The 16,748-nt window shown below is 38.9% G+C and carries 9 protein-coding genes; all 9 read right to left on the bottom strand.

Features of this window, described 5'->3' with window-relative positions; all coding sequences use genetic code 11:
• Window positions 1-7: 7 nt before the first annotated feature.
• The gene (locus tag MHI43_RS05295) at window positions 8-1,258 is read right to left on the bottom strand and encodes a restriction endonuclease subunit S (protein ID WP_036661793.1); all 1,251 of its coding nucleotides are present in this window, start codon (window positions 1,256-1,258) and stop codon (window positions 8-10) included.
• Window positions 1,259-1,434: 176 nt separating this feature from the next.
• Window positions 1,435-4,644 (bottom strand): HsdR family type I site-specific deoxyribonuclease, encoded by a 3,210-nt coding sequence (locus MHI43_RS05290; RefSeq protein WP_036661795.1) that lies wholly within the window; start codon window positions 4,642-4,644, stop codon window positions 1,435-1,437.
• The gene (locus MHI43_RS05285) at window positions 4,641-5,216 is read right to left on the bottom strand and encodes a restriction endonuclease subunit S (protein ID WP_036661796.1); all 576 of its coding nucleotides are present in this window, start codon (window positions 5,214-5,216) and stop codon (window positions 4,641-4,643) included. The genes MHI43_RS05290 and MHI43_RS05285 overlap by 4 nt, the downstream gene beginning before the upstream one ends.
• A gap of 246 nt (window positions 5,217-5,462) precedes the next feature.
• Window positions 5,463-7,175 (bottom strand): DUF262 domain-containing protein, encoded by a 1,713-nt coding sequence (locus MHI43_RS05280; protein ID WP_036661798.1) that lies wholly within the window; start codon window positions 7,173-7,175, stop codon window positions 5,463-5,465.
• 490 nt (window positions 7,176-7,665) lie between these two features.
• Window positions 7,666-10,740 (bottom strand): metallophosphoesterase, encoded by a 3,075-nt coding sequence (locus tag MHI43_RS05275; RefSeq protein ID WP_036661801.1) that lies wholly within the window; start codon window positions 10,738-10,740, stop codon window positions 7,666-7,668.
• A 411-nt stretch (window positions 10,741-11,151) separates the two neighbouring features.
• Window positions 11,152-12,132 (bottom strand): hypothetical protein, encoded by a 981-nt coding sequence (locus MHI43_RS05270; protein WP_036661803.1) that lies wholly within the window; start codon window positions 12,130-12,132, stop codon window positions 11,152-11,154.
• A gap of 146 nt (window positions 12,133-12,278) precedes the next feature.
• Window positions 12,279-12,752, bottom strand: a complete 474-nt coding sequence (locus tag MHI43_RS05265; protein WP_036661804.1) for a hypothetical protein — start codon at window positions 12,750-12,752, stop codon at window positions 12,279-12,281.
• Window positions 12,753-13,156: 404 nt separating this feature from the next.
• Window positions 13,157-13,558, bottom strand: a complete 402-nt coding sequence (gene mutT, locus MHI43_RS05260; protein ID WP_036661805.1) for an 8-oxo-dGTP diphosphatase MutT — start codon at window positions 13,556-13,558, stop codon at window positions 13,157-13,159.
• A 10-nt stretch (window positions 13,559-13,568) separates the two neighbouring features.
• Window positions 13,569-16,721: a DEAD/DEAH box helicase gene (locus MHI43_RS05255; RefSeq protein WP_036661806.1), complete on the bottom strand. Its 3,153-nt coding sequence runs from the start codon at window positions 16,719-16,721 to the stop codon at window positions 13,569-13,571.
• Window positions 16,722-16,748 lie beyond the last annotated feature (27 nt).

The raw sequence follows: 16,748 nt of genomic DNA, 5'->3' as shown, positions 1-16,748 counted from the left end.
CCTCCTATCAAACAAACATTTGTTGAAGTAATGACTTCTTCTGTTGCTGCAGGTGTTCCAGCTTACGCTGATGAAGGGTGATGAGGCGGTCGAGATGCTTAAAAAAAGTTCCTATTATAGTTTGTTCTTCAACATGAGTTGGGACATAGGCAGTTAATTTAGCAAACTCTTTCATACCGATTCCCTTTGCAGTTCCACCTGAGGCATTTGAATTTAAACTATTTTGAACAAGAGGACTTCTCAATAGTTGAGCAAAGAAATCATTGTTTGTTTTTCTACTGTTAGTCTTAAATGCAACTGCACGTTGATTAAGGATATATCCCTCATCATCTGGTACTTGTGCAACGTTTCCAAGTGGTGCTTCAGTAGTAAAAAGTACGTCACCTTTATCTAACCTACGTTCTCCCATCCATTTCTCAAAAAGTTCTTGGTCACCATATTTAGCTTCAACAGACTTATCAATATAACCATCTTTAATATTCAATGCAGAGAGAACTAAATATCCTTCGTTACCCCATTCCATTCCAAATTTAGTAGGGCTTTTTCCGCGATAATCTAACACTTCTTCTACATTATCAACTAACTTACGCTGTTCCCAAGCGTCAGTAAATCCAGGGAAGCGAACTTCAGGAAAATCTTCGCCTTCTTTCGGAAACATTTTTTTAAGCAATCCAGCCTTCATGTTTTTCACGTTATTTAGCTTACGCTGATGAAGGGTGATGAGGTGGTCGAGGTTGGTGAAAAAGGCCGTAATCATCTCCTGCTCAGGCACTGAAGGTATGCGACATAAAACGTTAATAAACGAATCCCAATATAGTCTTTTTCTGAAGTCAGTAACTCCGTAAGAGAGATTGTCTATCTGATTAATCGCCTCATCTCGTCGTAAACAGTAATCCATAAATGAAGGGTAAAGTTGTGAACTAGGAATAGCAGTAATATATGCAGGGCTTACCATCCCTTCTGACTTTACGACTCCGATCGCCCCTTGCCACGCACGCATCATGTTAAAAACAAGATCACCGAAATATACATGTTTATATAGAGACTTATCTTCGCTTCTGCGCACATTTTTCCCTAAAGTATCACTGTCTAATTCTTCGTTTGAAACGCCATTGTGTATGGAAACAGAAAGGATAGGTAATGAATCGTGTCCTCGTTCTTTCCTCTCTGTGTATAATTCCCCCAACTTATGCTGTCCCCAAGCATCCGTGAACTCCGGGAACCTTATTTTGGGTACATTAACTTTATCTCCGCTCATTTTTGCTCTCCTTGAATATCCTTAATTTAAAACCTTTTTCCTGTATTCTCTGTGGTATGTGCTATTCTGCACTAACCACTTTTTCATGGTTGAATGTTATTTCCCAAACTTAGAAACAATCATAATTCCACTATAATCTATTGATGTCATTCTTTCACTAATCGATTTCGCTCCGATTACCTCTCAGCCAATTCATCCGCCAGTTTGTAAATTGCATCACGTAAACCGTTTCGATATTTCATTTTAGGCAAAGATTGAACTCCTTTGTCAAGCGCAAGTGTCGTGTAATTAGAACTTGCTTGAGCGATGATGTCACGGATTTGACCGGTATCATCCAAATCTTTCTCACCGTAACGATGGCGACTGAACAATTCACGCATCCCGGCACTTGTGATAATCTCGGTGATTCCCCACTTCACACGGAAGTCAAGGAACAATCGCTCCAGGCTAACATTGTTCGCTTGCTGGATGATCTGTTCACTGTCAGTTAGCTTTACAGGATACTTGAAGTCAGAGCCTGCAGGTGGGAAGTGACCTTTGATAATAGCATCAGCTGCATTCATAATTTTGGTAGCATAACTGCGATCATCCAAGCTATTCGCAAATTGGTTGATTTTCTCCTGCGTTTCATTAGCTTCTTCCTTCTTACCTTCGTGAACCTGATTCAGTAATTGTTCTACGAGTTCCGTAAGATAATCATAGTCCACTTTAACATCCTTCACGTGAGTCATCCGCAGTTCGATTTGATAAAGAGGAATCTTCTTCTCTTTAGCAATATGAGACTTAAGTTCATTGATTAAGACGGTGGTCAACATCACTTCTTGCTCGGAAGTCATCCCTAACTTCTCTAGCAACTCATCTGGATCGTCATAGTTAAATCCAACTTTTTCGCCATCCACTTCTTCAGGATCATATTGCTTTAATTTGGCCATGCCTCTGTTGTATTCACGAAGCAAATCAAGCATATCATCCTTGTGTTTCTCAGAAGGCGGTAGCTGTTGAAACTCCATCGTCATGCTGCTTAATTTTTCAACAATTTGCTTCACTTCGTTAAACACATCTTCAAACGGTTTGGCAATGATCCCGTCTTTTTCATTAGAATCGCGTTGTTCGTCATCAGACAAAATAGCTGAATTTTTATTGGCATATACCGCGAGCGCCTTGTTCATCAACTTCTCGTTGTGCGCCGGCCAGCGGTAATTGACTACACGCCCCCAAGGTTTCTCTTGCATATCCGCAATCCGGTTCGTTCGTGAATAAGCCTGGATTAACCCGGCACCTTTTAAGGTTCGATCCACATAAAGCGTGTTCAGCTCAGGCGCATCAAATCCTGTTAATAATTGATCTACCACGATCACCAAATCGAGGAATTTACCATCTGTGGCAGATTTATTTAAACGTGAAGTCACATCTTGCGTATAGCCAGAAACATCATCCATCCCGAAAGCTGTACCAAATTCAGCATTATAAGCTTGGATGGCCTCATACAAACCTTGATTTGTAGCAAGCATGCTATCATTATTCGATGAATTTTGACTGAACGTCACGGCAACTTTTAGAGTCTGTCCGCCGTTCTTTTTATTTTCTTCATTAACACGTTGAAACTCCTTAAAATACATCATCGCCATGGGCGTGCTTGCTTTCCCACCGCCCACGTGCGTCGTAAACAAAGCATTATATTTACCTTCATTAGAACGGTTGCGCCAATGTTTGAAAATATCCTCCACGACCAGTTTGACATGATCCGGATTCTCATCGTAGAAGCTGGGTTCAACGGCATCATCCATATCTTCCTGGGAGAGATGGTTGATTTTCTGTTGAATTTGCTCATCCGTCCATTTTGGATAACGTTCACGGTAAAACGCAGGAAGATATACTTCCTTCATCTGTTTTTCGTCAATCGTTGTTTCAAAATCAACCTTGAAGCCTAAAACATTCCGGTCCGCAATCGCCTCACGAATGGTATATGCGTGTAATAACGGGCCAAAAATATCTTCTGTTCGAAGCCCGGTCGTTGTCTCATCAAACATTGGCGTTCCGGAATAACCAACCCAGGCCGATCTCTTAAAGGCATTCTGGATATTTTTGAAGGAGTCGCCGCCTGTAGAACGATGTGCTTCATCCACGATAAACACGATATTCTTGTCTGGAGCTTGAAAAGATTTACGTTTCACTAACGTATCCAGTTTTTGAACGGACGTCACAATGATGCCGTTGTCTTTACTTTTCAACTTACGACTCAAATCGGTTGTGTTATTGGTGTCTTGAACACTGCCAAATGTTTCTTCTGACGCATCCGGGTCATAGGCTCTATAATTCTCATTCGTTTGCTTGGTTAAGGCAATTCGATCCACCACAAAGACAACCTTATCTACTTTCGGCATACGGCTTGCAAGCCAGGCCGTCTTGAAACTTGTAATCGTCTTACCTGATCCGGTTGTATGCCATATATAGCCGATTTTATTTATCCCGAATTCAAAATCAGCACGTTTTAATCTCTCGATCACATTTTGTGTCGCGTACACCTGATAAGGACGCATTACTTTCAAGGTTTGTTTGTTCTTTGTTCCGTCCAATATCATGTAGTTGGTAGCCATTTGATGCGCCATGGGAATCGAAAGCATGGAATCCGCAAATTCCTTCCAACTGCGTACGATGGTATTGTCACTCTTGCGCTGCCAGTTAAACGCGAAGTCCTTATTAAATTTATCTGGGGTGGTATTTGCCATGTACTTCACATTGTTTGGTGTGATGGCCACCAGAATTTGCAATGTCGAGAAAATGTCACGGTACTGATTTTCATCCGCATATTGTTTCATTTGATTGAGAGCTTCATTGACATCACGCGTGTCACTCTTTTCCTCAATCTGAATGATTGGCAGACCGTTAATTAGAAGCGTCGTGTCAAACCGGCGATTGAGTTTCCCTGTGATCACTGCTGGACGTTCAATTTGATTGACCACTTGATAAACGGTATCTCCCGCTCCTATTTGTTTTTGATCAAAAACAGTAAGGAATACATGACGGCCATCGTCTAAATCTATCTCGATTTGCGACACCCCATTTAAACCATACAAGAACTGCCCTGCTTCATAAGGGGTCTTAATATCCGAGATGATCTTCTTCACTTGATTGAATTCCACAACACTTAGAGGATGTTCAAGCGTGTTCTGATTGTGTTGTTCCAGGATAGCCTTGAAATTATCCCAGAGCTGTTCTGTCGTTTTAATATGTGGTTCATATTTCCATAGTTTAGTTTTTACTATGTAATCAACATTTGATTCTTTGGCAACAAGGTTGCCTATTCCTTCAAGATGTTCTTGTTTCGTAATGGTGCCACTTGTAAGGTATTGAATTAACTCCGTTTCAAATTGATTCTCTGTCATTTATGGATTGCCTCCCTAAGCTTTTCTAATAATATGTAAATTTCCAAATTTGCCGCTCTTTTTTTTAACGCTTCTAGTCTCAGTTGGTAGAAATAAATATCACCGATCATCCGCTGTTTGTCTATTGGTGGCAAGTCGGGTAACTCAAGTTCTTTCACTTGTTTCAGCGTATATTTTAGAACTTGAGAACCTTGCAATCCCATTTGAAACTGTTTCTTGATGAATGGATCTTCATTAAGCAAGTAGGCAAGATATTTTGAATCAACCTTGTTACTAGCCACTAACTTGACGTAGTTTTGTGTGTAGAGATACCCCCGATGCTTCACACCAACGATAGCTGACTTTCCCGATATCAGACTGAAAACAACATCACCATGACATAGTGTATTGACCTTATCAAAAGTTCGCACTTGTTTGCCGTCACTACCATTAGAATCCATATCAACCAAATCTGCTTCAAGATCGGATTGTCCATAATAGGTATACTGTGGAGCCGAAATATCAGATGTTTCTATAATTCTAAATTGTGGCGAACCACTTACAAACTCTACCATATCCTTTAATTTATTCATATGAATTCGTGCCTTTCTTAAATTAATTTTTTCTTGATGTTTCCATTCTATCTGATTGATATTGAAATGGCAATATTTATTTTTTTTAATTTTTACAAATTACATTTTACGTATGGGAGGTTGTGCTCAATTCTAACCAAAAAAGTTGTCTGCCCAGTAAAGAGCAAACAACTTTATTTTGACTAAAACGACATACAACCTTCGCTAGGACTGATCTCCCTTTCCCTACCCATGCCTAAGCTGAATCTAGATGCCCCAAGTTTCAAGTGCTTTATTCGCTAGGTAAGTTGCTCGATCCTGAATTGCATTTTCATCCCAAGCATCTTCGTTAAGATAGGTTGAGAATGTTTCGATTCCTTCCGCGTATTTTCTTAGTCCGCCTTTATCACCCTTACCGTTTTTCTTTGTCGCCCAGTCAGAGTCACGGATGGAGGCGTTCAATGCTTGAGTGATAATCGTAAGATTCCCAAGCGTGAGTAATTTTCTGTCACGGAAGTCTGCGGCCGCTTTATCCCCTGTAAAAAACCAGTTATTACGCCATTTCTTAGGCATTATATGCTCAAGGCTATATTTGCTGATGCCGAGCAACTGTGTGGAGTGGCGGCGGCGATCACGGATTTTAGATTCTATTAAGTAAAGAACTCCTGCCGCATACTTGTTCGTCAACAACGACTCGTTGAAGGCCGTCTTGATATTATCGTCGGTAGGCATACGGTTAATTTTGTCATCCTGACTACTAAGGTAGCTAATAAACTCATCTTTTGAGAATACGCGATTCAGTATTAAGCGATCAGAGAATAGCTGGTTATAATTTTTCGTAGTCTCCCTCGTTACTAGTCGTCGCATTATATATGATTCTAGGTAACTATACAGATCGTTCCGCACTGTTATATTAGGCACGTTACGTTCAACGAACAAAACATAAGGAATTAGAGTGGCGGTGTCCAAAGCGAAGATAATTGCATTGAGACGTTCGATTCCCGCTGCTGATGATAGTTCATTATCAATAATATCTGCGTTAATCGCTTTTTTGAAGACAGCGGCATATTCACGGATTTCCTCAAGAACAGAAAGCTTGTCACCTCCGCAGTATTCCTTAATGAAACGTTTATAGGAATCGAACAGTTTATCTACTTTCGAGAACGCCAATTTGTCATCAGTATTAACTTTAAACGTGGGGTCTTGTATTTTTATTTGGAGAAATGAGAAGAAAAACAGATCGGTAAATGTCCTCTTCAGCCTACCGGTTGTAACCTCTCTATCCCAATATTCCTTAGTTTCATCGTCTTTCTCAAAAACATTAAGCCAATACTTCTCGTATTCCGCAATATCGTTTCGGCCAAAGAAGTAATTCTTCAATAGTTCAGCTGTAGTCAGACGAACCCCGAGCGAGTTGATAGTATCAAAAATCTGCTGCTCATCTTCATCAGAAGCAAGATCAATGCCGACAAACAAAATAGCATGGCATACTATATCGAAATCTATCTTGCTCGGGTCTAGGTTGTCCGCAAAGTATTGATACGCAAGGGAGATGTTGTCTTTACGGTTAGTTGTCTGAATACTATTCAAATCCATAATCGTGTTATACGCCTCAATATCGTTGTGATTGTGTTTTAGGACATTGCTTTCATCATCAAGTCGAAAACGTTTGTCGAACTTCTTTAAGCTGTTGTTCTTAAGGCACAGCACTTTAAGCAGAATACTCAACGTTGTGAGCCTCTGCTGACCGTCGATTACAGTACGAACATCCCCAACTGTGCTTGATGTGTCTGTAAGTTGTTGCTTCAATATCACCGACCCCATAAAGTACGGTGTTCGTGTCCGGCTTACGTTCTCAACGTCTTCGAGCAGACGTTCCCACTGGGTTTCCCCCCATACATAGGCACGTTGAAAGAACGGAATCTCAAGTATTCGGCTTCCGTTGAAAATTTCGTTGATTGTACGTTTTCCTGCATCCATTGCAAAATCCCCCCGTTTAACATATCTGCTTACTTGTATGTATCTCGTGCTTACAAATCACACACGATTCGAAGTTTGTCATAACTTCTTCAAATATTTCTATTTTCTTTTTGCTTCTCTTTCAATTGCTTGAACAACTTCTCTACAGTACTGGCCCCCATACAAGGCCGTAAACTTTAAAGCAGCTACGGCCCTACTCGATTATATGCAACCTACTCCAAAACCAATTAGACTCTTCAAGACATCTAAGTTTTTCTCTCGTCTTTGTCTGCAATAACAATAAGCACAGATCTTCTTGGCCTTAGCAAACTTCCTTGTTCCGTTCGGTCAATATTCTTCGTCGATGACATCAGCCTTAGATGTATTGCGCCGAGAATCCTCCATCCACAAATATTTGATACTTCGCCATTCAAAACCACTTTCTAAGCTTTTAATTATTCCTTTTATTACACTAAGGAATAAGCATTTTAGTATACAAAAGACAGACTATTCATCTGTCTTTTTTTCGACTAGAAGTCAAGTCTATAGTAATCTGTTTATCTATTGGTATACCTAGTAAATCGCATATTCTCTGTTTATCTATTCGATTGGTATCATACATATAGAGATGATTAATTACTAACAATTTCAAAATACTTAGAGCCATTACGTTTTTTTCTACATCTTCCTTCAGTAATTTTATATCTGGATAGGGTAGAGAACGTAATTGATCAAGTTTTATAGCAATTTCAATTAATCTAATTGATGTGAATTTATTATTTTCTGTAATCTGACTGAAGGTATTTCTCATATTTTTTGAACCAACTGACTCTGCTATTTTGATGAATATCTGATATGAGAGGACACAGCAAATATTGAAAAGTAATTTACCAGCTAATTTCGAGTCATGGTGACTTTCATTAGTTTCTTGTTTTTCAATTATTTTCTGTAAATTAATCGCTACATTTTCTACATTATCGGTAATTAGTGATAAAAATGAATTAAGTGTTCTTAACCCAATCATATAAACTTCTTCAGTAAGAATATACTTTTGCTCCGCTTCGATTGAACCATAATAATTTTTCAAAATCTGTCCTAACAATTCGATTGTTTTAAAAGCTACATTCAGTTTAGTTACAACATCCATTACTGAATCTTTATTTTTTCTGCGGGGATAATGACTAGTAATTGCTGATTCACGTCTGCCTAGGTCCGCCTCATCCTTTGCAATTAGCCTCTCTTCACGATGCTTCTTCACTTCAATGTTACGATAAACAAGTTTAGGGATTTCACTAACCAATGTGTTTAGTGAACCAATATCGTCTTCTAATTTTGTAGGCGTGAACTCATCAAATATTTCCAGTGCCTTTTCATATAAACTATCAAGGATATATGGATCTTTTGATAGATGAGTCAAAAACATGATAATATTGGCATTTTCTTCAATATGAAGATGTAGACACATGTCCTTAATTATTGCCCTTATATCAGGGTTAGTAATTCTAGAAGAGAGATATTTTGCTACAAAATAATAATAAATATAATTGAGTTTGAAACGATAATAATCACCTAACTTTTCAAGTATAGATGAGTCAACAAGCCTTGTTACGGTTCTTTCATACTCATGATCTAGATCATATTTCTGGCATAGGTAATTGTTAAATCTCCATAACTCAGTGTCTGAAATTTCGTAGACTTCGTTTTTATAAACGTAATATGCTAATTCTGAAATATAGGTATAATATGCGTCAAGTTCTTTAGGTTGAATGTCAATATTAATAAAAGATTGTGTTATAAGAAGTTCATAATAATAACCATATGCAGAGTCCTTATATGAATGTGGGATATCACTTTCTGCTGTTTGTATAATAATCAATAAAAAGAAAGGAAACGACGGGACAAAATTATTACCTATTACAGTATTTATGTCAGCAGTAATCCTATCGTTTTTTTCCAGCAAATCAACTTCAGAGAGGGCACTATTACCGATATTATTCCACTTATCAATCAATTTGGACCTTTGATAATGACCAAACTGGAGAATTTCATACTTTTCAAATTGCTCAAAAACTTCATTCTTTTCTTCGCTAATTTCAATTATATTTGAAAATTTCAACATTTCGCTGCCAGTTATGATGAGATTCGGATATACTTCTTTAATTTGCTTTAAAAGCCTTGACATAACTTCACTTGGCTGTTTGAATTTCTCCATATCATCAATGATAAGAATTTTCTTTTTATGGTCTAATTGCTTATATCGTTCAATCATTTCTTTTGAGTATTGTATTGAGAAATTTTTATATACTGTTTTATTAAAGTCCTCAAGAGATCTAGCTTTAATATCGACCGCATTTATATAGACCGGAACATATCCCTTGTTATAAAAATGGGAATATATCATTTTGCATAAAGATGTTTTACCTGACCTCTCTGAACCAAAAACAATCACATTAAGTTTACAATCTAATGTTATTTTTTCTAGATTTATAATTTGCTCAAATTTACTTGTTTTCTCATCAGATATAACTATTTTAGCGTCCGGGTATATGTAAATATCACCTAGTATTACTTTGGCTTTCCGAGGATGCTTAAGATTAATTTCTGGGTCATCTAATTTTGCTTGATAATTATCTGACAATATGAAATGAGTACTACGGGCTGAATTGGCATGGTAATAATTCATCCAGCCAGAGGCGTAACTATTAGAGTAGTAATCCTCGTTCCAAGTAAATCGGGTAATCTTTTGCAATTCTTCTTCTAAATCGAACAAAATAAAATTAAAATTACTTATATGTTCTACACCAGTTTCCTGCAGAACCCCCCCTTCGATATACTGCACTCTCTCCCCATCAAAATTTTCAATTTTCTTTGCAGTTGCAACATGCTCATGGCCAGTAAGAATAAGATCAGAATATTTCTCTAATACACTCCTAAGTGCTCGTCCATTCTCTGGTATATACCAATTGTTCGGATGATGGATAGCAGAAATTATTAAATCTCCTTCAACTTTAGACAAATGTTCTGTATATCTCTCTACCGGAAAGTACAAGGTGCCTGGTGTCTCTTTCCTTTCTGATATCCATGAAGAATTAAAACAGTTAAATACAATTTTTTTACCGTTTAATTCAAAGGAATATGTTTTTAATAGTAGTTCATCAAAAATTAAAGCTGATGTTTCCTCATAACATTTAAGATATTCAAAAAATTCTTTTTGTGGATCAGTAAGAATACTAATTTCATCCTTAGTAATACTACTCATTCCTGATTGAATATTTTTTATAAGAATACTTCGAACAGGTAGCTCTGGTAAGAAACAATCATGATTGCCGGGAATAATTAAAATAGAGAGCTCTATCCTTTTTATTGAAAGTATATCTTTTTTTATGTTATCTATCATTTGCATAACTTGAAGATATTCTATCTCTCTTCCTGAAAATGCGCTGTCACCTGTAATAATGATAAAAAGATGGTCCAACTGATATATATACTCTTGTAAAGCCCATGGAATTTTATCGTGCTTACTAAGAATACTATTGTTTTGAGCTTCTATATGTATATCACTTAGTTGCAACAAACCTACTATCATACACTGACCACCTCTATAATTTTGGATTGATAATAAAAACATTGAAAGTAAATCTTTGTAGAATAGCAAATCATTTATCTAGCCCTCAATGAGGGAAGATTGGACCAGCGAGGTACTTTATTATCTATGCGCATGCGGAATGGATAATAATTATCAGTTTATACAGCATTCCCGATATCATCAGGTTTCCTTGGATTGACTGCAAGAATATAACGACCTTCAGCTAGCGTTTACTCGACTTCACCAATCGGAACTTCGACAGAGGATCGAATTGAAAAGAGCCCTTGACCTCTCCGGCTTCCATTCATCAGGGAGCTGCAGCCAGCAACAGATTATGCCTTAACACGGCTAAAATCTTCTTCAATGTTAGACATACCATTAATAAGTTTAGTATAAACCAACCTACTTCTATTAATGTTCATTTTCCGCCTCTAACATATATTCCTCTCGTATCTGTGACAACGTTTTACCACTTTCTTTATGTACAGCAAAGACATAAGTTTGAACGCTTGACCACCCATAAATCTCCTTTAACCAGGTTTGCATGGATACTTCCTTCCCGTTTACTTTGACATTTCCACTCGACAAAAGGATTGCCTCGTCCCCTTTCCCTTTAGCAACGATAATATCTCCCTCTCTTACTACTCCCCAGCTGAGCATAGCATCGATCTTAGGTAGGTTTCTTCTGGTAACATCCTTCTTGCTTTTGTAGACGGGGGTTAATGACTTTTCCAAAAAATTAATATAGTAGTCATCATAATCCGCAACAGGAAGTAGCTTCTCTGCGTTAATATAAACGTCACCATTAATTTTATAGGGAACTAATCTAAAACAACTGATATCTACGTTGTTGCTATTCAACCAGGCAACTGCGGAAAGTGTTTGATCATCGAACTCTGAGGCTACTAATATGATCCGTTGCCTATTATTAAAAGCATTCACTGCTCCGTTTCTTTCTAAAAACTCATTTAACTTTCTGATACCAATTTCATATGAAGTTAATTCGCTTGTTTCGAATTCATTTGGATACTTTTCAATATATGGGGCATAAACCTTTTTAACTAGCTCATCTGTGGACTTAATAGTTGCATAACTGGCAGCGTAACGAATAGCCTGGAATTCAAAGGCTTCCTTTCGATTCCCTATATCTCTACGATCCCTTTTGATCTCAATCAATACTATGTTGCCATTGTTGTCGATAGCAGTTAAGTCGCTTCTGCCGTTCTTTTCATTTTTAACTTGTCTCCCTACGATGAGCATAGATTCTTCTTCATCGCATAACATAAAGACACTGTTCCTCAAGATTTCCTCCAAATCACTCTCCACCATACCTAGTTCCATAAACGTCACAGATTCAATCTTCTCAGCCCTAGCACCTTGAATGAAGTACATATAAACCCTCCAGTACCTGATTTTAAAAATCAAGCCTTCTTCACTACTAGTATTTTGTTAAAGTTCAACGCTTAGTAAAGATGTTGCGTTTCATGCCGAAGCGTCACCCGTAATCTACGACCGTGCAAATGAACTTGATATAAGGGTTAGCTCAGCACTACATACCGCCCAATCCCTGCAATTAACTTTTGCATAATGGTCAAGCAATTGTTGGAAATACAAGCCTCTTCTCGTTCATGTATTTCTCCGGACCGAACCCCAGCTATTCGCAATTCAACGAGCGACTGATGAACTTTACGGACCACCCCAGCGTTTACCATTGACTTTTGCGTAATATAACTACACGGGTCTGCTTCGGCCTGATTCAGCATCAGCTGTCGAACCACCCAGAACACTTGCTTGGCCTTAAGAAAACGAATCTTTCGACACGACAGCTCGAATGCCGTATTGGCATGCACACATGCCCTGAAGTGTCTCAACTTCCACATTAAAAACAGAGCCGAAACGTTCGCAATTTGCTCTAGCGATTGATGGCCTTGCGAATAGGATGCAACAATCAGCATCTTAGAGGACAGCGGATCTTCTTTTATTTTCTGATACAATCGATCTATTAGGTCCATGCCAACCCCCCCCACTTATAATTCTATATACCTACATTCGCCAAATTTTCCGTTGTCCCCTTCCTAAATCCGCAACAAAAAAACAAAATACGCCAATTTTTCTCACTTCCAGGGAAAAGATTGATGTTCTGTTTGGGGGAATATATCGAGTGATGCTATTCCTTCCATAAGCTCAACAATGGCCAAATCCTTCATAATAAACCGGATCACTCCGTAAACTTGGTGTTCAATGAATCATAGATCCGACCATCACTCCGGCACCGAATGCGTGCTATGCGCTACGTAACCGATCTTTCCAAGCGGAGGAATCACCGAATGAATTGCCTCCTCGTCATACGGATTGCCCGGATCTTTAATAAGCTGCACGACCATCCCCGGCTTCTTGAAATTAAAAAGCCCATGGATTAATCCATGGACTCTGCTGAATATCCTATTAACATCTCTACGAATTTAACATCAGCCGGAGCAAATTCATACTCTCCAAGCTCTGTTGGATATACCCACATATACTCGTCATGATCAACTAACATGATTACTCCACTTACAAATTTAGCCTTATGGGCATACAAGCGAATATGTGTCGATCCATAATAATGGTCATGTTCACCATACGACTCATACGGTTGAATTTGAATATTCATTTCTTCTTGCAGTTCTCTCTTTAAACAATCTTCAACCGATTCATTATGCTCGATTTTGCCACCGGGGAATTCCCATAAGCCTTCTTGCGCCTTTCCCATCTTACGTCTGGCTATTAAGATTTGGCCGACTTCATTTTCAATGATGGCCGCTGCTACCGAGAGCATCGACTCCCCCCTATCCAATAGCTTTATTTGCTGCCGGTACTAATTCCGGAGGCATCTCTTCTTTCAACCTCCACACAATACTCATTGGTTTATTGCCTTCATGCCTCACATACTCGGCTTCCCCTAAGAAAACAAAAGGCGAAGTATAGTTATTCTCCTCTTTGTATTCACGGACAAATAATGCAATTCTGTTCCCCGTCTGTCTATGATGGATATATCGCTTAGCCGTATTCGTTTCTTCCGAAATACGACTTTGTGTTTGCCAGTGAAACAGCCGTTCATTTATGGCGTAATCTTCATACAAAGTAGAAGGAGAAAAGTCCTTGTCGGATTTATTTAGCGTAATAAAGAAAATATCCGTTTTCTTATCCTCTAAATATTTAACACCCTCGCGAAAGGCTGGTGCCTTCTCTTCATTCCAAAAACCAAAAGCCGCCAAAATTTGGTCCGTCGAATATGTGCAATGTAAATCTAATGCACATACGAAAGGAAACTCATTCTTTTTATCGACAAAGTTAATATGTGCGTAATTATGCTTTAATATCTCAATGATCTCATCCCTGAACTCTTTACAGGAAACAATAGACTGAACAGCCTGGTTAATGCCCTGGAACCCTTGTTTCTTCGGTTCTGATCGGTAGAAGGTATAGTAAAACATATTTAACATCAGTCGTTCTTCTTCTGTACGTGCGGATTTCCCAGGATCCTCAAGATAGTCGATTAAAAAACTTAGAAGTCTCCGGGAGTTTATGCTTAATAAAGCTGGAATACGTTTTGTCAGATACTCCATATTCTCGAATTCGAATGATTCGATCAAACCCGCCTCAGCCATCAATCCTCGGAATGTCCGTTTCCCGTTACGTCCACCGTAAAACTCGTAAAGACTCATTCCGTGATATCGAGTAAAATGATCTAGTGTCAGGCTTAATCCAGTATCTTCTGTAAAGTGTTTTAGCTTCTCGATAAGGCTTCTCTTATTGATTGTGGCTTGCTTAATATTTCTCAGGATGTATTCCTGAGCTTGCTTCTCAAGCTGAATAAAACTTCCGCGTGGCAGGCTCGAGAAACCATTCTCGACATAATGCTGTATAGAATGCTTTGTTTTACCAAGCAAAGCCCTAAACTTCTCCTGGAAATTATATTCTTTATGGGCTTGCCCAATAAAATCAAGAACCGTTAAACATTCTTTTCCTTCTGCCAAACGAAGTCCACGGCCAAGCTGTTGTAAGAATACGGTCAAGCTCTCTGTGGGACGAAGGAATAAAACCGTGTTAATCTCCGGTATATCTACCCCTTCATTATAAAGGTCTACAACGAAGATCACTTTGATTTCCCCTGACACTAATCTTCTCTTTGCTGAGCTCCGCTCATCGTTACTTGACTTTCCATGCAAGGCAATCGCGGCTATCCCCGACTCATTGAAAACTTTAGCCATGTAAAGTGCATGAGCAACACTCACGCAAAAACCGAGGCCCTTCACTTCATCCAAATCGGTTATATATTTCTTTAGACTGTTTATAACTTGGCTTGCCCGAATTTTATTATGGGAGTATAAATTTTCAAGCTCATTTAGATCGTATCCTCGCCTTGACCACTTGACCTGAGACAAATCGACACTATCCGTCACACCGAAGTAATGAAAGGGAGAGAGCAGTTTTCGATCAATTGCATCTGTTAGGCGAATCTCTGCTGCAATTGTATCATTAAAGTGGTGCAAAATATCTTTCCCATCCATTCGCTCAGGCGTAGCTGTCAAACCTAATAAAATTTGTGGCTGATAATATGCCAATAACGTTTGATAAGAGGGCGCCGCGGCATGATGAAACTCATCAACGATGATGTAATCATAAAAATCCCGAGTCGTTTTTTCAGTAAGTTTTAAAGTATTGAAGCTCTGAATACTAATAAATAGATGATCAATCGAATCGGCCTGGTTACTCCCTACGTGAAGTTCTCCAAAATTCAGGTCTTTCAGTATAAACCGGAAGGTGTCCAGGCTTTGCTTGAGAATTTCCTCACGATGGGCCACGAAGAGTAATCTCGCCTTTTGATTCCGGTCGGCAAACCGTTTGTAGTCGAAAGCGGAAACAACCGTTTTTCCTACACCCGTAGCCGCTACTAGTAGATTTCTCGTTCTTCCATATATCACTCTCTGAGCCTCGAGCTTCTCAAGGATTTCCTTCTGGTAATCGTAAGGCGTAAGGGTAAATGGGAAGGTTAACTGATTTCGCTCATGTTCTTTCTTTTTGTCCAGTGCCTGCTGGAGAAGCAATTGATGCTCCTGATCCGCAAAGGAAAAACTTTTAAATTCACGATCGTTCCAATAACTCTCAAAGGTTGCCTCTATTTTCCGTAGGACGTCATAAGAATCCTTCTCCGTAACCTTTAAGTTCCATTCTAAGCCACTCGTAAGAGCAGGATTTGAAAGATTAGAAGACCCGACGTAAGCTGTAGTAAATCCAGTGTCTCTTTTAAACAGATATGCCTTCGCATGTAACCGTGTTCGCTCTGTATCGTACGAGATTTTGATTTCTGTGTTCGGGAGTTTACTTAATTCTGTCACAGCCTTGTAATCCGTTGCTTCCATGTAGGTCGTTGTTATGACCCGTAAACGGCCACCATTTGCCGTGAACTCCTCTAACTGCTCCATTAGGAAGCGTAGCCCACTCCATTTAATAAAAGATACCAACAGATCAACCTGATCCGAAGTAATAATCTCTGCTTTAAGCTCACTCATCATATTAGGTTCCGAATGGGAACCCGTAAACAATGAGCTTTGAGACAAGGGGGTTGTAGGACGATGAACCTCAGACTCCCTGATGCCTCGAATATGATTTAGTTTGGAATAGACATAGGTTAAAACCTCACCCTGTTCATCAAGCTGCCACTCCCTTAATTCTTCATTGTCCAGAGTGTTACGCAGAGTGGCAATAATTTCATTACAGGCACGTACCTGTAAAAGGAGAGCCTCATCATCATTGCTACTTTCCCGAATGATTTTCAAAGCTCTACGAATCACGGTGCCTAAGTAATTAGAGAGTACCTTGCGCGCTTCCTCCGGATCTAATGGCTCAATCCCAATTTCGTATAAGGAACTATCCAAAGTCAATAACTGTCTTCTAGTAAGATTATTTATAATCTGCTCATAAAGGCCCTGTTTCATATAGCAGCAACTCCTTAATTGTTTGAG

This window comes from Paenibacillus sp. FSL H8-0457, assembly GCF_038051935.1.
Lineage (GTDB): Bacteria > Bacillota > Bacilli > Paenibacillales > Paenibacillaceae > Paenibacillus_AQ > Paenibacillus_AQ lautus_A.
The sequence above is the reverse complement of the archived record's forward strand: the minus strand, read 5'-3'. Positions and strand labels throughout refer to the sequence as shown.